This window comes from Oleiharenicola lentus (assembly GCF_051660365.1).
In the GTDB taxonomy this organism is placed as follows: domain Bacteria; phylum Verrucomicrobiota; class Verrucomicrobiia; order Opitutales; family Opitutaceae; genus Lacunisphaera; species Lacunisphaera lenta_A.
Genome location: NZ_JBOZXB010000001.1, coordinates 2432557 through 2452392, shown reverse-complemented (window position 1 = coordinate 2452392; position 19836 = coordinate 2432557). Strand labels below are relative to the sequence as shown.

The following is a 19836-nucleotide window of genomic DNA, read 5'->3' as shown; positions in this document are numbered from 1 at the left end:
ACCTCATTTCAACACTTACGAAATTTTTCTCCCATGTCGCCCTCCCCGTTTCTAACCCCTGACCCGAAAATCGAAGCCGCCACGCGCGCCAAAGGCGAACAGCTCTTCGCGCTCATGGATAAACAGCCGCCGCCCGCGCTGTTCTCCAAAAAAGGCGCCTACGCGCGCCTCATGGAATGGTCGATGAAAGACCCGGCCTTCAAGACGCAGCTCTTCCGTTTCGTCGACGTGCTGCCGTCGTTGCAGAGCTCCGGCGAGATCGTCCGTCACTTGCAGGAATATCTCGGCGACAAAGCCGTCGAACTTAACCCCGCGCTGAAGGCCGGCCTCGCCGCGTCGTCGTTCGCGCCCGCGCTCGTCGCCACTCCCGTGAAAGCTCAGATCGTCGACATGGCCGGACAATTCGTCGCGGGCGAAACGGGCGACGATCTCATCAAACAAATTAAGAAAAACACGAAGCTCGGCCTCGCCACGACGATCGATCTTTTGGGCGAGACCGTCGTCAACGACGCCGAAGCCGACGTTTTCCTGCGCCGTAATATCGAGGTGCTCGACTCCGTTTCCAAATTCTACGCGAAGGAAACCGAGCCGTGTGCGAGCGACATCGGCCCGAACGGCGTCGCGCTCCCGCGACTGAATCTTTCGGTCAAAGTCTCCGCGCTTACACCCGACGTTCATCCCGCCGATCCGGAAAATTCCATCGCCGCGCTCAAGGAACGCCTCCGCCCGATTCTCCGTCGTGCGACCGAAGTGGGTGCGTTGATCAACTTCGACATGGAGAGCTACAAGCTGAAGGACCTCACGCTGCAGCTCTTCAAATCCATTTTCGAAGAACCCGAATTCGCGCAAAAACCCGCCATCGGCATCGCGATCCAAGCCTACCTCCGCGATTGCGAAAAAGATCTCCGCGAACTCGTCGCGTGGGCCCGCGCGCGCAATCGTCCACTTAACGTCCGCCTCGTGAAAGGCGCGTATTGGGATTACGAAACCATCATCGCCCAACAACGCGACTGGCCGATTCCCGTCTGGCAAAAGAAACCTGAGTCCGACGCGAACTACGAAAAGCTCTCCGTATTTCTCCTCGAAAACGCCGACATCGTCACCGCGAACTTCGCTTCGCACAACGTGCGCACCGTCGCTCATGTTATCGCGCAAGCCGAGCGTCTCGGCGTGCATCCGAAAGCTTACGAATTCCAAGCGCTCTACGGCATGGCGGATGAGTTAAAGATTTCGCTCCTGCAAATGGGCCACCGTGTGCGCGAGTATTGTCCCGTCGGCGAATTGCTCCCCGGCATGGCGTATCTCGTGCGCCGCCTGCTCGAGAACACTTCGAACGAAGGTTTTCTCCGCATCAAAAACATGGGCGAAGCGACGACGGCGAAACTCCTCGATAATCCCGTCAATGCCATCGCCGCCGCACCCGAACCGCTCGCGCAAAAACCGCACGCCGCCGGCATCTTCGTCAACGCTGCCAACACCGACTACACGCTGGCGGCCAATCGCGACAAACAACGCGCCGCGCTGAAAAATTATTCTGCGCAGCTCGGCAAAAAATGGCCGCTCATCATCAACGGCAAAAAAATCTCCGACCGCGAATTCATCGCCTCCGTCAATCCCGCGAACCCGAAACAAATCATCGGCTCCTGGGCTCGAGCCACCATCGCCGACGCCGACGCCGCCGTCGCCACGTCTGTCGCCGCATTCCCGAAATGGCGCGCCACGCCCGTTGACGATCGCGCCAAGCTCCTCGAACGCGTCGCCGATCTCATGGAGTCGCGCCGCCTGGAGCTGAATGCGCTGCTCATCCTTGAAGCCGGCAAACCGTGGGTCGAAGCCGACGGTGATATTTCCGAAGCCATCGACTTCTGCCGTTTCTACGCCGTCGAGATGCGCAAGCTGGCGAAACCCGTCGTCACGCAACCCGTCCCCGGCGAACGCTGCGTGCAATCGTGGACACCGCGCGGCGTGGGCGTCGCGATTGCGCCGTGGAATTTCCCGATGGCCATCCTCACCGGCCTCGTGGTCGCGCCGCTCGTCGCGGGCAATTGCGTGATCATCAAGCCCGCCGAACAAACCACCGTGATCGGCGCGACCTTGATGGAAATCCTCGTCGAAGCGGGCGCGCCTGCGGGCGTCGTTAATTTCCTTCCCGGATTCGGCGAAGACATCGGGGCGCATCTCGTCGGGCACAAACAAGTCGATTTCGTCGGCTTCACCGGCTCGCGGGCGGTCGGTTGCAAGATTTGGGAAACCGCCGGCAAGACGCAGCCCGGCCAGCAGAACTTGAAAAAAGTCGTGTGCGAAATGGGCGGTAAAAATGCGCTCATCATCGACAACGACGCCGACCTCGACGAAGCGATTCCCGCCGCGCTCTACAGCGCGTTTGGTTTCGCCGGACAAAAATGCTCCGCTCTCTCGCGTCTCATCGTGCTCGACGAAGTCTACGATCATTTCACGGAGCGCTTCCTGATGGCGTGTGAAGCGATGCCGATCGGCGATCCTTCCCTGCCCGGCACCGTGATCGGTCCGGTGATCGATGAGGATGCGAAGAAAAAAATTGTCGGCATCATCGAGCAGGGCAAAAAGGAAGCGAAGCTCGCGTTCCAAGGCAAAGCGCCGACCGAAGGTTATTTCGTGCCCGCGACGGTCTTCACGAACGCGAAATCGGATCACGCCATCGCGCGCGAAGAAATTTTCGGCCCCGTCATTGCAATTCTGCGCGCCAAGAATCTCGACGAAGCCTTCGCGATGGTGAACGGCTCCGACTATGCGCTCACCGGCGGTTTGTTCTCGCGCAGTCCGAAAGCGCTCGCGCGCGCTGAGCAGGAATTGCTTGTCGGCAATCTCTATCTGAATCGCGGCATCACCGGCGCGATCGTCGAACGTCATCCGTTCGGCGGTTTTAAAATGTCTGGCGGCGGCACGAAAGCGGGTGGCAAAGGCTATCTCGAAAACTTTCTCTTTCCGCGCGTGATTGTCGAAAACGTGATGCGTCGCGGTTTCACGCCACCGGCGGAATAAAGAAAAGGGCGGTTAGGGATAACCGCCCCAACCTAAATCACGCGACGACGCGCTTTCGTTTTCTCCACACCATCCACGCCACCGTGCCGCCGATGAGCATTGCGCCGTAAGTGGACGGCTCGGGCACAGGCGTCGTCGGCGTGATGCTGCCGCCACCACTGTTCCAGACGACGGGATCGCTGCCGTTCACCACGACGGAGCCAAGGGTTGGCGTGCCTGGATTGGTTTGCGCAGAAAAATAGTCCACCGACGTCGACCAGTTGATGATCGAGAGCGTGGCGTCATTGGAGAGAGTGAGGTTACCGACGTTGAACGAAGAACCGCCGCCCGCAAAATCGATCACCGTGTCGCCGGTGATGGTGAGGTTGGCGATGGTTTGCGTCGTGTTGCCGAGCAGCAGCGTCGAGCCTTCGGTGAGCGTGATGTTCGCCCACGCGGTCGTCTGGCCGTTGTTGCCGAAATCGAGCGTGCCGCCCGCGTTGACGGTGATGTTGCCCGTGAGCGCAGTGCCGGAATCTTTATCTAATACCAGCGTGCCGCCGCTGATCGTGGTGTTGGAAATATTGTTCGTGCCGCTGCCGCCGAGCGTCGTGGTGCCTTCGCCGGTGATGGTGAGGTTGGTGGCGTTGATTTGCGTGTTGAACGTCGCTGCGCCGTCGCCGGTGACCGCGATCGTGCCGACGTTGATCTGCGAGCCGCTGAGAGTGGAAGAACCCGTGCCGCTGAGCGTGAGGTTGCCGCCGCCGAGATTGAGCGTGCTCGCCGCGTTGACGTTGCCGGAGCCGGAAAAAGTCAGGCCGCTGGAGTTGATTTGGCCGCCGTTGAAATTGACGTTGCCCGCGCCCGTCACCGTGACCGCGCCGCCCCCGGCATTGACGTTGCCGCTGAAAGTCGTGGTGCCGGCCGTCGTCGTGATGTTCACCGCAGAACCGTTGGTGCTGAAGTCGCCGCCGAAGCTGACGTTGCCTGAGCCGCCGATGTTGGCGGTGTTGTTGACGTTCACCGCCGCCGCAAACGTCGTGGTGCCGGTGCTGTTGATGGTGAGCCCACCGCCGCTTTGGGCCCCGACGCTTTGCGCGAAAGTGACGTTGCCTGAACCGGTGTGCGAAATGCTGCCGTTGACGTTGACCGTTCCGCTGAGCGTAGTGGTCGCGGAGTTCGTAATGGACAGCGAAGACGCGCTGCCGAGCGATGAGTTGAGGGTGGTGACACCGGAACCGCCGAGCGTCACCGCGCCGGAAGTATTGACGGTGTTGTTGAATGTTTTCGTGCCGGAGCCATCGGTCGTGAATGCACCTGAGCCGTCGATCTGGCCGCCGAAAACAAGATTACCCGCACCCGTCGTAGAGAGCGCGTGGCCCGAACCCGTCGTGCTGATCTGGCTGCCGAAAGTCAGCGTGCCCGCGGTGCTGCCGAGCACGGTCGCACCGGTGAGAGTGATTTGTGCGTTGAACGCGTTGTTGCCGGAATCGTTGACGATCGCACCGGTGCCACCCGTGCCGCTGCCGGCGACCGAAAAGCCGCCTTCGCTCACCGTGATGCCGTTTTGCAAATGCAGCGCGCCGCCCGAGGCGATGGTGTTGCCGTAGGTGCCGGCAGCGCCGAGCGCGTTGCTGTGCGTGAGGACGACATTGCCCGCGTTGAGCGCGAACACATGACCGAAGGAGTTGTTGCCTGAAAGCGTCAGCGTGCCCGAGCCATTTTTGGTGAGCGTGTTGCCGCTGGAACCGCCGGAGAGCACGCCGGAGACCGTGGTGTTGGCGCTGCCGGTGACCGTGAGGGAATTGTAATTGAGGTTCGTGTTACCGGAAATCGCGAGGGCGCCAGTGTTGGCGTTCCACGTCTGGCTCGCATTCGCCGCCAGCGCAAAATTGATCGTCTGGAGATTGCTGCTATTGTTAACGATGCCGCCGGAATCCAACGTCAGCGTGGCGCCCGCCGTGCTGCCTAAAGTAAAGGCTCCGGCGCCCGCCGCGAACGTAACCGTCCGAGCCTGCCAGTTGGTATCGAGGTTCGGGGTCAGCCGGGTCGAGCCGGCGAAGATCAGATCCGTCGTGAAATTTTTTGGCGGGACCGGCACCCCACTCCAGTTCAAGGGCGTCGACCAATCATTATTTATAGATCCCCCATTCCACGTGAACTGCGCGCGCAATCCAGAGCCGGCACTCAACAGAAAAACCATGAGCCCAATCACTTTCACCAACGAACGATGTGCGCGGATTTCAGACATTATTTACACAAACAGGACTCCCAGAACAAAGCAGGGGTTCCACCCTAGTCAACCAACGTTCCGCTAAATCACTTAACGCCAAAATTAAGCGATAAGTATCTATCACTCAATTCGTAGGTGATTTCCAAAGAAAGCGGCCTCACCTCAGGCAAAATCCGGCTGAGCGGGAGCTGAAATCGCGGGTTTATGAAGAATTTCTCCAAATTAACCAAAAAACTAAGGTCTTTTCCCAAGTTCTGCGAAATGCGATTACCGATCATTTTAAGTCGCGCCGCATCTTTTTGCGTTCCCGCCGCGCAATAGAGCGCCAGATACGCTTCCAGCCTCGCCTCCACTTCTTCCGTGCGGATGCGTTCCATGGCATCGACCGCCGCGCCCAATAACTCCGGGGATGGATATCTAATAAGATGGACCGCGAGCAGGTTTAATTCAGCGGGCGAGAGTTTCCGCGCCGGCGCGAGCAGCGCGGTAAATTCACGCGTTACCCGGGCCCTGTCGCCCATCGTTGCGTAGGTCGCGAGCGTGAGGCGCGCAAAATCTCGATCGCCCAATTCCTGCCGCGACACCGCGAGCAATTGCAGCGCATCACCCGGCAAGCCCGCGCTCAACAAGTGCTCGATCCGGAATCGCCGTTCGTAAGGGAAATCCGCGACCAACGGTGTCTGTCGGAGCAACGTATTACGGGCCGCGACATTTTTTTCGCGCAACAAACGCGCCGCGAACGCCGTGGTTTCGCGCACTGGCAACGGCCACGCGCGATCGTCCGTCGCACTCTCCAGCCATTCCGGACGCCCCGCTTTTTCGGCGGAAAAAATCAGGGCATGCGTCCACACCGCCATTTCCGCGTGCGGCGAACCAGCCAGTTGTTCGCGGGCAAGTTGCGAGACCCGCTCGAGCCGGCCGCGCGCCAACAGGCTGCGAAACCAACGGCGCGCAATCTCCGGGCGTTGCGCGGGATGATTTTCCAACAACTGGCCGTAAAGCACGTCCGCGAAACCGGGATCACCCGCCTCGTAGAACTGCGCGAGCAACATGCCCGTCTCGTAATTGTGCGGATCAATCAACCGCGCCGTGGACAATGCCTGCATCACTTCACGAATCCGGCCTTGCGCAAAATGCGCGCGCGCCTGCTCCACGAACAACTTCACGCGTGCATCCCGCAATTCCGGCCAGGCCGCCGGCCAGAAAACTTGCCGCGCCGTCACCTCGTAGCCCACCGCGCGCATGAAAAAAAACGTCCCCAGCCCCGCCGTCAGCGTCAGTAACAACGCCGCGATGCCCACCACGCCGATTGCCCGCCCCCAAAATGGACGCACTTCGCTCGCCGCCACACTGCACACCCACCCGCCTTGGCTGTTCGAAACCAACAACGGACACACGCGGCGAAAACGGCCCGGCTCATTCCAACCGGCGATCGCTTCGCAACCCGTGCGCATCGGCACGCCGGAATCGCTGGGGTTGTGACACGGGCAAACTCCCCGCCGACGCCGCAGCACGAAAAACGATTTACGCGCATTCCAGTAGGCGAGAGCCCACAGCATGCGTCCAAAATCGCTCAAACCGCTTTTCATTTCGCGAGTGAGCGATCGCTCGCAAGTCAGTGCAAGCCCGTCGTGAAGCTACGAGTTTATGGCAGAACGAGGTGGGCGTCGGTCTCCGCACCAACGCTTTAGCGTAAGCGAGTGCGGTCGCCGGGGAAGAGACCGACGGCCACCGGAATACTGCACTCTTAACGAACTGCGGCCGCCGCCTTCGCCCAGTCTGGATGGGGCGTCACACGCTTGAAGTCGCTCCAACGATATTCGACGCGCTGGCCAAATTTATTCACGACCGCGTGCATCGTGCCGTTAGGCGAACTTGCGGCAGGCTCAGCGCTTTCGCCGCCACCGGTCGGCTGCATGTGCAACTCCATGTTGAAATCGAGAATCCGCGCGAGGCCGAGCGCGACCTTGAAAGGCTCGCTGATCGTGGCATCGACCCGTTCCACGGCGCGCGCCGATTTGTTAATCGCGATCGCGAGTTGGACTTTCTCGACCGAAAACAGCCAGTTGGCCCCGCCTTTGAGCGGCACTTGGTAACGCACCGTCTGCGCGTCTTCCTGCTGAACCTTCGCGTTTTCGAAATCGAAATATTCCACCAGTGGCTTTGGGTCGCGTTTACGTTTCTTGTTTTTTCGTTTATCCCACACCGCGCGTTCGTCGGCGGTCGGTGAGCGTCCGTCGATGTTGACCAGCTCCCAGCGTTTTTCGATCGGACGGGAGGGATCGTAAGTTTCGCGGCGCTCCTGCTCCACTTGTTCGCCATCGAATTCCTTCACCGTTTGCGTGAAGGCCCAGCGATCGCGTTCGCCCGCCCAACGGGTGACCGCCTCAGTGAGCTCCGCCGGCGCTTCGGCTCGAAGATAAGAGGTAACGAGTAACGCGCACGCCGCAGCGCTCACGCGGATAAAGTCGCGAATGGGTGTGTTCACGCACGTTGTGACCCTTCAAGTCCGCGCCGGTTGCCCCGCCGACTGATGACCATGAAATACCCCCATGTCACCGATGGCAGGTTTCACCAATTCCCAATTGCAAAAAAGTGTCAGAAGTCGGTTATATACACCCATTTACATCTAGGGGAAATACCTTGTTTTATCCAGGAGTTTCGGGCTTTTGTTGTTTCCGCACACACCCCGTGAATCGAGTTTTTCAGTATTGGTTAAAAATCTACGCACTCCTGGCCACGGGCGTGGCTTTGTCGGCCCAGACCGTCACGACGACATTCAAAGATTCAACCGCGCCGGGCTGGGTGTTTGGCGGGACTGGCTACACGCCTAATCTCACTTCAGGTGGTATCGACCCGAATGGGGATGGCTGGCTGCGTCTCACCGACAACGGCCAGAATCGCGCCACTTACGCTTACTACGATACGTCGCTGAGCTCGGCCAATCGCACCATTTTCACGTCGGTGGATTTCGCCAGCTACAACGGCTCAGGTGCAGACGGGCTGGGCTTTTTTATCTTCGATGCCTCCGTGCCCTTCGGCATCGGCGCGGCCGGCGGGTCGCTGGGCTTCGCGCAAAAAACCGGCGTGGACGGGATGGACGGCGGTTATATCGGCATCGGTTTCGATGACTTCGGCAACTTCAGCAATCCGACCGAAGGCCGTATCGACGGTCCGGGCTTTATCGCCAATTCCGTCGCGGTGCGTGGTCCGGGTTCAGGGCAAACCGGCTATAGCTACTTGGGCGGCACCACCGATTTATCGGCCGCTCCCTACGGACTCGGGCAAATGGATTTCCCGGGTTCAATCACCCGCCCCGGCCAAACCGGCGTCGATTTTCGACATTTCGAGCTCATCCTCACTCCGACCAATCAGCTTTCGGTTTACCTGCAATTTGGATTCGCCGGCGCGTTAACCAAGGTGCTTGAACTCGATCTGTCGGCCTACACGCGACCCGAGGACATTAAATTCGGTTTCTTCGCCGGCACCGGTGACTCCACCGACATCCACGAAATCCGCTCGTTCACGATGGCGACCGTGGTCTCGAATCTCTGGGACAACAGTGGCGGCACCAGCACGTGGGGCAGCGCCGCAAACTGGAATCCTGATTTCCTACCCGCCTTCGGCGCAGATATTCTTTTCAACAATCAGTTTGTTTCCTCCGCGCAGACCATCGACGTCGGGGCCGCGCAAAACCGCACGGTGCGCGCGCTCACCTTCGATGCGCCGTTCAATTACACGCTCAATAACGGCACGCTCACCTTCAATAACAACGGCACGCCTGGCACCTATGGTATCTCCGCCAGCCAGCTCAACGGTTCCGCCGCCACCGCGCACACGATTAACTCTGCCGTCGTCCTCGCCAACAATATCTACACCCGCAACAGCTCCGCCGCCGAACTCAAACTCAACGGCACGGTCAATCTCGGCAGCCACACCCTCAGCGCGGAAGGCACCGGCCACACCTCGATCGGCGGAGTCGTTTCCGGCACCGGCTCGATCACCAAAATCGAAACCGGCAAACTCACCCTAAGCGGCAACAACACCTACTCGGGCGGCACGACCCTCACCGCCGGCACTATCGCCGTTGCGCACAACAACGCCCTCGGCAGCGGCGGCCTCGTGATCAACGGCGGCACGCTGGCCGTCGCTAATGATATCACCAGTAACATCACCCTCGGTAACGCGATTACGCTTCAGGGGAACGCCAGTCTCGCCAATCTATCCAATAACAGCAGTCCGATCTACACGTTCACCACTTCGGGCAACATCACGCAGACCGACGGCAGTTATACCCTCGGCCTGACCAACACCACGATCTCCGGCAACGTCGCGCTTTCGAACAACACGACCAACCGCACGCTGACCACCCAGGTCGACACCGGCACTTCGACGATTTCAGGCGTCATTGCCAACGGCGGCGGATCGACCACGGGCAGCCTCACCAAAACCGGTTCTGGCGAACTCGTCCTCTCCGGTGCCAATACTTACACCGGCACCACCACCATTTCCGACGGCATCGTCACCCTCGGGGCCAACAACCGCCTGGCCGACACCAGCAGCGTGAGCATCGGTTCTTCCGGTTCACTCAACCTCAACGGTAAATCCGAACAGATTGGCACCCTCACCGCGCTCGGCGGCGGTGCGACGCTCGATTTCGGCACTACCTCTGGCGCGAACACGTTCGTTTTCGGCAACTACGTCGCTCCACCCAGCGGCGTGCTTGTGGTCAACAATTACGAAATGAGCACGGATACGTTCGCTACGACAGTTGCTAGTCAAAACGTCAGCACGATCTACATCTCCGGTTACGGCGTTGCTCAAGAAGCCGGTTCCACCAGCAGCACCCTTTACGGCAGCGCCTATTTACTGACTCCGATCACTGCTACTTACAAGGAGTGGGACGGCAGCAGCAGTGCCGCGTGGAACACAGCCAACAACTGGACCACGCCCACCAAGCCCAGCACCACGCAAGTTGCCCTTTTCGGCAGCCTCGGCACCGCTCGCCCCAACGTTACCCTCGATGGTGCCAACACGATCGCCGGCATCAAATTCGATGCCGCCGCCACTACCAGTTACAATATCAGCGGCGCCAACGCCCTCACGCTCACTGGCACGGTTCCCTACATTCAACAGCAGGACAACAACAGCCACACGATTTCTGTAAACTCACTTGTCCTCGGCGCCAACACCGTCGCTGACATCACCAACAGCGGTAACTTGACGATCAGCTCGGTCATCAGCGGTTCTGGCCGCAGTCTTATCCGCGATGGCGACGGCACCGGTAAGCTGATCCTCAGCGGCGCAAACACGTTTACGGGTGGCCTGTTCGCCAACCAAGGCATCGTCCAAATCAGCAACAGTGCTGCGCTCGGCACGGGCGCCGCGACCATTGCCGGCGGCGCGACCCTCGAACTCGCCGGCAACATCACCGCCAGCAACGCGATCACCGTCGCGGGCGACGGCGTCGGCGGTAACGGCGCGATTCGCAACATCAGCGGCAACAACACCCTTTCCGGCGCGTTGACCCTGACAAACCACACGGAATTCGCGTCCGATGCCGGCACGTTAACATCCAGCGGCGCGATTTCCGGAGCAGGTAAAAACATTACGGTCACAGGTGCCGGCAACACCACGTTCTCTGGAGCCATCACCACCGGAACCGGTGCCACCTTCACCGCCGAGTCCACCGGCACAGTCACGCTTTCCGGCACGACGGCCAACACCTTCACGGGCACCACCACCGTCAAAAGTGGCACGCTTGTTCTCAACAAGACGGCCGGCGTCACCGCGATCGCTGGTAACATCACGGTCGGCGACGGCACTGGCACCGACACCCTCCGTCTCGGTGCGAATAACCAAATTGCCGACACCACCCACGTCACTTTGGCGGCAGGCGCCGTCTTCGATGTGAACGGCAAGACCGAGACGATTGGCAACCTGCTTTCTTCGGCGACAGATTCTTCAGTTACCCTCGGCGCCGCCGGCAATCTCACCGTCACCGTCAGCAACGCCAATAACGACAACTACGCGGGCACGTTCACCGGCACGAACACCAGCGCCTTGAACAAAGCCGGCACCGGCACGCTCACGTTGACCACCGCCAGCGCGGGCTTCCTCGGCAACACCAACGTCAACGCCGGCAATCTCTCGCTGCAAAACGGCCAGGCCGCCGGCACTGGCTTGGTGACCGTCGCCAGCGGCGCCAAAACTTCCGTGCAAGGCGGCATCACCGTCGCGAATAATTTTTCCATCAACGGCCTCGGCACCGGCGGCAGTGACGGCGCGATCGAAAACACCGCTGGCACCAACACGCTCACGGGCACCATCGCCCTCACCGGCAATTCACGCATCCGCGCCACCACCGGCACGCTCAACGTCAACGGCGCGATCAGCGGCACCAATCGCAACCTCACGGTCGGCGGCACCGGCAACATCAACGTCAACGCCGGCATCACCCTCGGCACCGGCTCCCTCACCAAGACCGATGGCGGCACCACCGTCCTCAACAATGCCACGTCTTTCACCGGCGGCGTCACCGTCGCGGGCGGCACGTTGCAACTCGGCGCGTCCAATATTTTCAATGCGGCCAACACGGTGGCCGTCGATTCCGGCGCCACTTTCCTCGTGGGCAGCAACGCCCAGACGCTGGTCGGCCTCACTGGGGCCGGCACCACGACCTTCACGACCGGCGGCAATCTTTCGCTGACTGGCATCAGCACTTACGCGGGCAATCTCACGGGCACCGGCACGCTCACCCTATCCTCCGGCTCAGCGCTCACTCTCGACACCTCCATCAGTAACACGTCGCTCGACCTCGTGCTCGCCGGCGGCACGCTAAACCTCGCCGACCCTGCGTTCAGTTTCGGCAAGCTCTCCGTCACCGCGAACTCGACGATCGATTTCGGCGGCGGCAACATCAACTTGAGCCTGCTCAATCTCGACGTGGCTTCGGGCGTCGTCCTCACGATCACCAACTGGCAGAACTCCCTCGACGCGCTCTACACGCAAGCGTGGGTCGGCGGCGTGCCGGACGTTCGCGGCATTTCTCCGAGCAATCGCGTCAACTTCGTCGGCTACGGCGGCAGCGGCAACACCATCTGGCAGGATTTTGATAAACAAGTGACGCCCGTGCCTGAACCGTCCACTTACGGGGCCATTTTCCTCGCCTGCGCCACCGGCGTATTGTTCTGGCGCCGCCAGCGCAAAGCCAAGCGCGGTTAAGAACAGCCGCCCTGCTTTTGGCGCGCTAATTTCTATAGGGCCGCGCGCTGACTCCACTCGATCAGCGCGTAATTCAACTCCAGCGACAGCCCAGGCAAGCTCGGCAGCACGCGCTCAACGCGAGGCTTTCCTTCTTCCGGAAAAAATGCGTCCGTTAAACGATTGCCCGTCGCGTAGGAAATAATTTTCGCCGTCACCGCGTCATCGCGCACCCGGTTAAAACTTTCTTTGTGCGCGCCGGCTCCCGCCGCCGCGAGCAGCGCGATGGTCGCTTCCAATTGATCCGCCGGATTCGGCAGCGCGGCGATCACCCGCCACAGGTTCACCACGGCCTCCAGCAATTCGGCATCCGGATAACGAATCAGGTGAATCGCCACCACGGTGATCTCGCTTTCTCCGGGTTGGCGCTCGGAGGCGAGCAACTGCTTCGCATCCCGCCGCCGAGCAAGCTGATCGCCGGCCACCGCCTCCGCCGCCAACGCCAGCCGCACGACTTCACGTCCCGTCAATTCCTCGCGCGACGCCGCCAGCAGCGCCAGCGCATCCTTCGGCCGCCCGAACTCCGTCAGCAACTCCGCCCGCTGCACGCGCGCATAAGGAAACTTATCCACGAGCGGTTCGCTCCGCACTAACCGCGCCGCTTCAGCCCGCGACGCGCGCCGCACGGCAAACTCCAGCGTCAGCACGGCGCGCTCTTTCGCGCCAACCGCCGGATCTTTCATCACCGCCGACAACCAATCCGGCTGTCCGGACTGCCGGACCGCAAAAATCAATCCATGCAACCACGCCACGGTGTCGTCTTTGCTGGTTTTGAGTTCGTTCGCGCAAAACGCGGCGACGCCCTCGAGGTGGCCTTGCGCGAGCAGCGAAGAAAAAAACACGCGCGCCGTTTCGCGCCGTTTCTCCGGGTAACGCCGCAGCAAGCGCGTGTAAATCCGCGTAGCCGAGTCCGGGTTGGTGACTTGATAAAATTGCGCGAGCAACATGCCGATCCGGTAGTGATCGGGATTTTGTTCGTAAGCCGTGTTCAGCGCACTCACCGCTTCGTTTGCACGCCCGGCCTGAAAATGCGCCTGCGCCTGATCGATAAATAACTGCACCTGCACCTGCCGTAACTCGCTCCACGCGGGTGGCCACACCACTTGCCGGAGCGACACTTTATAGCCGATCCCCCGCATCGCCCCAAACACCGCCACCCCTGCCACCAACGCCAGCATCAAGCCCGCCGCGCTCGCATAGCTCAACGCGCGTCCCCAAAACGGTCGCACCGCCGCCGGCTCCACACCGCACGCCCAATGGCCTCGCTGGTTTTTTGCGAGGAGCGGGCACACGCGTTTTTGAAACCGCTCCGGCTGCCGCCACTCGGCAATCGCTTCGCAACCGGTGGCCAGCGCGCGCCCGGTGTCACTGGGATTTTGACACGGACATTGGCCGCGCCGCCGGTTCAGGACGAAGAGCGTTTTGCGCGTGTTCCAATACCCGAGCGCCCACGCCGTGCGAAAAAAATCACCGAACCAGCCGTTCACGTTTGCGAGTGAGGCGTAGCCTTCAAGCAGCGCAAGGTAAAGGTGGTCGCCGGTCTCCGCACCGGCGACCCGTCAGTTCGTTTCCGTTCCTGACTTCCTGATTTCCACATTCAAAAATCAGTGCCGACATTCTCAATGCCCCGCGCCCGCCTGGTGCTCTTGAATGTATTCCTGCTTCAGGCCGAGTTTTTCCGGCGCGTGCAGCACGAGCATCTTCATGCGAATATCCTTCGGCACGGACGCGGCGGTCGCCTTCGAAACCACCACCATCAACGTGATCGCCAGTGGCACCGTCCAGATCGCGGGCTGCTCGCACAGAATGCGGAGCAACGGGTGCTCCGCCCAGAAACTGTTCAAACCGGCGAAACCGGAAAACACTTTGCCCATCGGCCCTTTGTCGAGCGCGAGCGTGGACACATTCGTCAACGCCGCTGCGACGAGCGCACACAAGCCACCGACAAGCATGCCGGTCGCCGCGCCTTTCATCGTCATGCCGCGCCACCACACACTCATGAACAACAGCGGGAAATAACTCGCCGCCGCGATCGCGAATGCCTGGCCGACCATGAAATTGATTTCCAGCAATTCGACGAAACACCCGAGCGTCACCGCGATCGCGCCAATGAGCACAGCGGCAAATTTGAATGCCCGCATGCGTTCTTCCGGAGTGGATTTCGGGCGCAAAATGCGGCCGTAAACGTCGTGGGCCAGCGCGCCCGTCATCGAAACGAGCAACCCCGAGAACGTGCTCATGAACGCCGCAAACGCGCCGGCGCACGTGATGCCGCTCAAGATCGAGCCGATGACCCCGTATTTCTGTGTGAGCAAGGTCGGCAATTCCAACACGACCTTGTCCGTGCCTTTCGCGCCGATACCGGAGTAAAGCTCGGGCATAAGGTTGCGGCCGATGACACCAAAGATCGGCGGGAACACATAAAACACGCCGATAAGAATCATCACCCACATTGTCGTGCGTTTCGCGGCGACACCGTCGGGATTCGTGTAGAAACGCACAAGAATGTGCGGCAACCCCGCCGTGCCGCACACGAGTGCGATAATCAGCGAGTAAGTGTAGAGCAGCGAATACGGTTTCTGGTGCTCGGCGAGATACGCCGCGCGTTCCTCGACCGGCAGCGCTGCAGCGGCGGCGTTAACCGCTTTCGTCGTAAGCGGCCCGAACGGAGAAACCCACGGTTGATCCTTCGGGGCTTTCTCCGGCAACGGATGCCGCGCGACTTCAGCCATCGTCACGGGCGCGATCACTTCACCCGGCGCCGTGTTCGAACCGAGGTGCGTGCCGTAGAATCCATACACCGCGGCGAGCACGAATACCGGCACGCAGATCGCGAACATCTTGATCCAATACTGCACGGCCTGCACGAGCGTGATGCCCTTCATGCCGCCAAGCGCGACGTTCAACGTGATCACCGCGCCGACAAGGACGACGCCCGCCCAATACGGAATGCCCGGAAAAATATACGCGAGCGTCACGCCCGCACCTTTCATCTGCGGCATCGTGTAGAAAAATCCGATGAACAACACGAAGCACACCGCGATCTTGCGGAACAGCGGCGAATCAAACCGGCCTTCCGCGAAATCCGGAATCGTGTAAGCCCCGAAACGACGCAGCGGCCCCGCGATGAACAAGAGCAGGAAAAGGTAACCGCACGCGTAACACACCGGATACCACAACGCGTCGTAACCGCTCGACATCACCATGCCGGCCACGCCCATGAACGATGCAGCGGAAAGATATTCGCCGGAAATCGCCGAAGCATTCCAGCCCACCGAGACGGAACGCCCCGCCACGAAAAAGTCGGACGCGGTTTTGGAAGTTTTCGCCGAGCGAAATCCCATCCACACCGTCACGACGACGGTGATAAAGGAAAACGCAAAGATCCACGGATCCACATTATCCAGGAACGCGAGAGGCAGCAGTGAAGTCGTCATGGTCGGTTAGCGTTTAACGGCTTTCACTTCGTCGTCCTCGAGCTGGATCGAGCGCTTGATGAAGCGCCACGAGATGATCCACACGAACGGGAAAAACAATACGCCGAGAATCAGCCACGTCAGCGTGAACCCCGCCACGCGCGTCGCCATGAGTTCCGGGAAAAAATAGTTCAGCAACGGCAACCCCAGCAGGGCGATGAGAAACGTGGCGGCACAGGCCACGGAAAGTTTCAACTGTCGGCGCATGAGGGTGCGAAGAAACTCTTCGCTGTGCACCGGATCCGGGGTCGTCGGGGGCATGGACATTGGGCTGCACCATGCCGCTCCATCAACCGCAAGCAATCCGGTTTTTTGCGTCTCAACTCAACCTCAGCGGGACGTCGCAAGCCGCAAGCAAAGCTTGCTTTGCAGCCCACTCTTCGACCAGATCCCCGCAGACGGGCCACCTTGTTTGTTTCTCCTGCCGGCCTCCCGGCATCACTCGATTCATGTCGCCCAAACGCCGTCTCCGCTCAAAGAAGTCTCGATCAAAGGCCAAGTCGCTCCGTTCTCCCCGCGCTCCCGCCAAGCCGGTAAAAAAAAGGGTTCGTCCTCGGCAGCCACTAGCCAAGCGCACGCGCGGGCGCAAAAACCCCTTCAACGACGCCGGCTTCGTGCTGATCTGCGACATCGTAGACTTTTCCCGTCTTCCCCACGAAAAACAGGACAAAGCAGTGACGCGTCTCTGGTCCTACCTGAAAGCCAATCATAAAAACGGCTTACTCAAGGATCCAAAAAATTATGTAGTCAACGGCACTGGCGACGGACTCATGCTGGCTTATTTCAGCCATAACACGACGATTCGACACGAGCAGTTCATCGAATTCGCCGCGGGGATGATAAAACACATGAGCAAGGGTAAAAAGCCCTTTCAGTTGCGCGTTGGAGTGACTCAAGGCCCATTTGGTTTCGTCCAACCGCCCGGCGCTCAGGCCCGGCAGGCCGTGGGCACGGGCATCAACCAATGTGCACGCCTCGTTACCGTGGGCGACAACGACACCGTGACCGTGTCCGAGGATTTCATCAACAAATGGGGCCAACGCTCGGAATCCAGCATCCAGCAACTTTTCGTCCCCACCGCTGACAAGCCCGCCCACGATGTAGTCATCAAACGCGGCGAACTCCTGAGTCTGCGTTTCTACGCACCTCAGGGCAGCGGCTTGAACTCCGCCTCCAAAAAAATCGAATCGTTCCGGGTGGTGCGCGAGCTCATCACCCGGCAACTCGACGCGATGGAAAAAGCGCTGATCGATCTGCTGCATTTCGCCCAACCAGAGCTAAGGCAGACGCCGTTGGACATTCGTATCTCTGTATTGAACGAACGTCGGCTCAACCCTTTCGCTTCAGCCCTCTGCACCACGGATTATCGCCACCATGCGGGCGGGAATGGCATCAAGGCCGGCACGGCTTACCCATTGACCGAAAAAGGCACCGGTCCGGTCGGCAGCGCTTATGCGCAGAACACTATTTGTGTGGTTCATAATCTCCCGGAATGGCTCACGAACGACTCTCATTCAAAGGAAGCGTATTACCGGCTCTATACAGAGAATCGTCCTTACGACGCTTTAGGTCGGGAACAGGTGGATGGGTTTGGTCGCCATGCCCGCGCCTTTTTGACTTTTCCATTTTCGCTGATGAAAGCTGACCCTGCCAAAAAGTTATACCCAGACGGCGCAATCTGCATCGATATTATGCAGCCCCTTCAAGGGTTTACCCGAGAGCAACTCGAGATCTTCACCGGTCAGCTTCAATCCAAATATTCAGATGCGTTGGCTCAACTTTGGCGACTTCGCGGCCAACTATGATCCCTTGAAAATTCTCTCGCAGCCCAACCTTTTTTCCCTGTTTATTTCACCCTTTAATTTTATTTCACCATGCCTCCCGCCACTGATTTGAGCATCGATAAAATCCGCGAAATCATTGACCACGCGCACAGCGAATACATGAGCAAACTGCCTCCCGTGGAACGGCCGACGCCCGCCGAGCTTCAAGAAAGCGAATCCATTTACGCCGAGAGTTCCGCCGGCAAGTAATCTACGGGATTTATCGCCGGTAGATAGCGGCCCGGCTTTTTGACGCGGCTCGAATCAGGCCGTTCCGCGTAACGCCTCAGTTCTGCAATCAACGATAGCCGGGCAGTCCAGCTGCGTCGGATCCATGCGCCAACGCCACCGCTTCGCGCACGGCGCGCGCGAAGTCCGCATCGCTCGCATCATCCCACTTCACGCGCGTGCGAAAAAAGTCCGCCCAGCGAAACTCCTGGAAATACACCTCCTTTCGCTCGTCGAATCCGCCCGCTTCCATCACCGCCCAACCCAGTCCGCGATACGGATCGCTTTTCATTGCGCGCAACGTCGTCGGTAAATCGCCCGGATCTCGGCCACTTTGCCCGCGCTCATCCGTGAGGTTCGTGTAATTGTCCGCTGCCATCCGACGCCAGAACTCGTCCGGCGAAAGCCCGGCCCAGTTCGCGATCACCGTGCCGTAAACTGTTTTGTCCGCGTGGTTCGATTCCAGCAGCGCGCGAATCGTGTGATGCCCGTCCGCCATAAATGGCACGCCGCCCGGCCCGATGACGACCGGCACATCTTTTTTCTTCAACGCCTTCGTGAGTTCTGCGCGCGAAAGTCCGTTGAATTTATCGCGCTTGAAACGCACTTCGCGAAACCCAAGCGCGAATTGCGTCGGATGCAGTTTTTCCGCCGCGATCACATAATGCGCCCCAACCTGCATCGCGGGATCAAACGGTGCGTAAGTTTTTTCCGCGGCGTGCGCCGCCGTCCAGCAGCTGCACACGCTCACCATGACCCTCCACCAAGCTCCGCGCAGATTTATCATGCGTCGATTAGGTGGCGCGTTGCCTGTCGCCTCAATCCGCGCACGTCACGTTCACGTGACAACTCCCGTGACTACGAATCGAGAAACTGGAGCGGCCCGAGTTTCACTTGGAGACGTTCGTCGTAAGATTTCACGCGCTTCCATTCCGTGCGCACGCGCTCGAACGTGCCATTGACCGGCACAAACAAAAGCGAACCGCTGAAATCTCCTTTCATCCAAAAGATCACCGGGCCGAACTGCGGATCGACCACTTGAAATTTTAAACTCACCTCGCCCTCCTTGACCTTCGCGACGAGTTTGACGCGGAACGATTCGCGCACGCGCATCTCGACACTCTCGACCTGCTTGAGCGAACGACTGACGTTCAACACCACTTGAAACTTATCCGCCGGGAGTCCCTTTTGGACCGATTTCACCGGCACTTCGAAAGCGATTTTTTGATCATCCACGCTCAACACCACCGGCGCACTCAGATCGAGCGTGACCCGATTCCCACCGATCCGCAGCGAAGGTTGCGTTGCCGTCACGCCGGGATTTTTTGCCTGCTCAGCTGCGCGCGCCACTTGCTCGCCACGTTTTTCGCCGCGCTTCCGGTATTCCTTAAGCTGTTTTTCGCTCGGAGTCTTGCCGTCGATTTTTAACGGCGTGAATTGCTCCGCGTAATGTTTCGACGGGTCGAAGCGCACCACCGTTTCGCCGCGCGGGCGACCTTTGCTTGCCACGGTGCGTTGCGTTTCGGTGTAGGCCCAGTGCTCGGTGTCCTGCGCCGTGTTGCGCATCGCTTCTTTGAACAACACTAACTCCTCCACCGACGCAGGCCGCACCTCATCCGCCGCGCACGAGACGGTCACGACACCCAGCAACCCGAGTAATAAAATCCAGCAACGCATCGCGCGACAACACCCACCTCGGCGCGTTTCGGCAACCCCAGAGCGGTGATCGCGAAATCACGGCAACCACCCCAAGCGCACGTGACGAATAACACAACGAGCACGTTGCCAGACTGTTGCGATACTTCAAAACACG

12 protein-coding genes are annotated in these 19836 nt (G+C 59.8%); 4 read left to right on the top strand and 8 right to left on the bottom strand.

Annotated elements, in window-relative coordinates:
* Nucleotides 1-33: 33 nt before the first annotated feature.
* On the top strand, nucleotides 34-3021 hold the full coding sequence (locus tag ACRRQW_RS09290) for a proline dehydrogenase family protein (RefSeq protein WP_438481026.1): 2988 nt from the start codon (nucleotides 34-36) through the stop codon (nucleotides 3019-3021).
* A gap of 37 nt (nucleotides 3022-3058) precedes the next feature.
* Here the strand turns inward: ACRRQW_RS09290 and ACRRQW_RS09285 are convergent, their stop codons facing one another.
* The 3 genes from ACRRQW_RS09285 to ACRRQW_RS09275 form a co-directional block, all read right to left on the bottom strand.
* The gene (locus tag ACRRQW_RS09285) at nucleotides 3059-5251 is read right to left on the bottom strand and encodes a PEP-CTERM sorting domain-containing protein (protein ID WP_438481025.1); all 2193 of its coding nucleotides are present in this window, start codon (nucleotides 5249-5251) and stop codon (nucleotides 3059-3061) included.
* Between the two features lie 68 nt (nucleotides 5252-5319).
* Nucleotides 5320-6792: a tetratricopeptide repeat protein gene (locus ACRRQW_RS09280; RefSeq protein ID WP_438481024.1), complete on the bottom strand. Its 1473-nt coding sequence runs from the start codon at nucleotides 6790-6792 to the stop codon at nucleotides 5320-5322.
* A 188-nt stretch (nucleotides 6793-6980) separates the two neighbouring features.
* Entirely contained in the window at nucleotides 6981-7721 is a 741-nt protein-coding gene (locus ACRRQW_RS09275; protein WP_438481023.1) for a hypothetical protein, read from the bottom strand.
* 203 nt (nucleotides 7722-7924) lie between these two features.
* On the opposite strand from ACRRQW_RS09275, the gene ACRRQW_RS09270 reads away from it, so the two are divergent.
* Nucleotides 7925-12457: a beta strand repeat-containing protein gene (locus ACRRQW_RS09270; RefSeq protein WP_438481022.1), complete on the top strand. Its 4533-nt coding sequence runs from the start codon at nucleotides 7925-7927 to the stop codon at nucleotides 12455-12457.
* 32 nt (nucleotides 12458-12489) lie between these two features.
* Here ACRRQW_RS09270 and ACRRQW_RS09265 read toward each other — a convergent pair whose 3' ends face one another.
* The 3 genes from ACRRQW_RS09265 to ACRRQW_RS09255 form a co-directional block, all read right to left on the bottom strand.
* Nucleotides 12490-13983 carry a tetratricopeptide repeat protein gene (locus ACRRQW_RS09265; RefSeq protein WP_438481021.1) on the bottom strand — a complete coding sequence of 498 codons (1494 nt, stop codon included), beginning with the start codon at nucleotides 13981-13983 and terminating at the stop codon, nucleotides 12490-12492.
* A 132-nt stretch (nucleotides 13984-14115) separates the two neighbouring features.
* Nucleotides 14116-15933, bottom strand: a complete 1818-nt coding sequence (locus ACRRQW_RS09260; protein ID WP_438481020.1) for a solute symporter family protein — start codon at nucleotides 15931-15933, stop codon at nucleotides 14116-14118.
* 6 nt (nucleotides 15934-15939) lie between these two features.
* Entirely contained in the window at nucleotides 15940-16233 is a 294-nt protein-coding gene (locus ACRRQW_RS09255; RefSeq protein WP_438481019.1) for a DUF485 domain-containing protein, read from the bottom strand.
* 188 nt (nucleotides 16234-16421) lie between these two features.
* Here ACRRQW_RS09255 and ACRRQW_RS09250 point away from each other — a divergent pair, with 188 nt between their 5' ends.
* Entirely contained in the window at nucleotides 16422-17777 is a 1356-nt protein-coding gene (locus ACRRQW_RS09250) for an adenylate/guanylate cyclase domain-containing protein (RefSeq protein WP_438481018.1), read from the top strand.
* A gap of 69 nt (nucleotides 17778-17846) precedes the next feature.
* Nucleotides 17847-18005, top strand: coding sequence for a hypothetical protein (locus tag ACRRQW_RS09245; protein ID WP_438481016.1), 159 nt, complete (start codon nucleotides 17847-17849; stop codon nucleotides 18003-18005).
* Between the two features lie 88 nt (nucleotides 18006-18093).
* Here the strand turns inward: ACRRQW_RS09245 and ACRRQW_RS09240 are convergent, their stop codons facing one another.
* Together ACRRQW_RS09240 and ACRRQW_RS09235 are read right to left on the bottom strand one after the other, a co-directional pair.
* Entirely contained in the window at nucleotides 18094-18810 is a 717-nt protein-coding gene (locus tag ACRRQW_RS09240) for a ParB-like protein (RefSeq protein WP_438481015.1), read from the bottom strand.
* Nucleotides 18811-18881: 71 nt separating this feature from the next.
* Entirely contained in the window at nucleotides 18882-19700 is an 819-nt protein-coding gene (locus ACRRQW_RS09235) for a hypothetical protein (RefSeq protein WP_438481014.1), read from the bottom strand.
* Nucleotides 19701-19836: the final 136 nt, after the last annotated feature.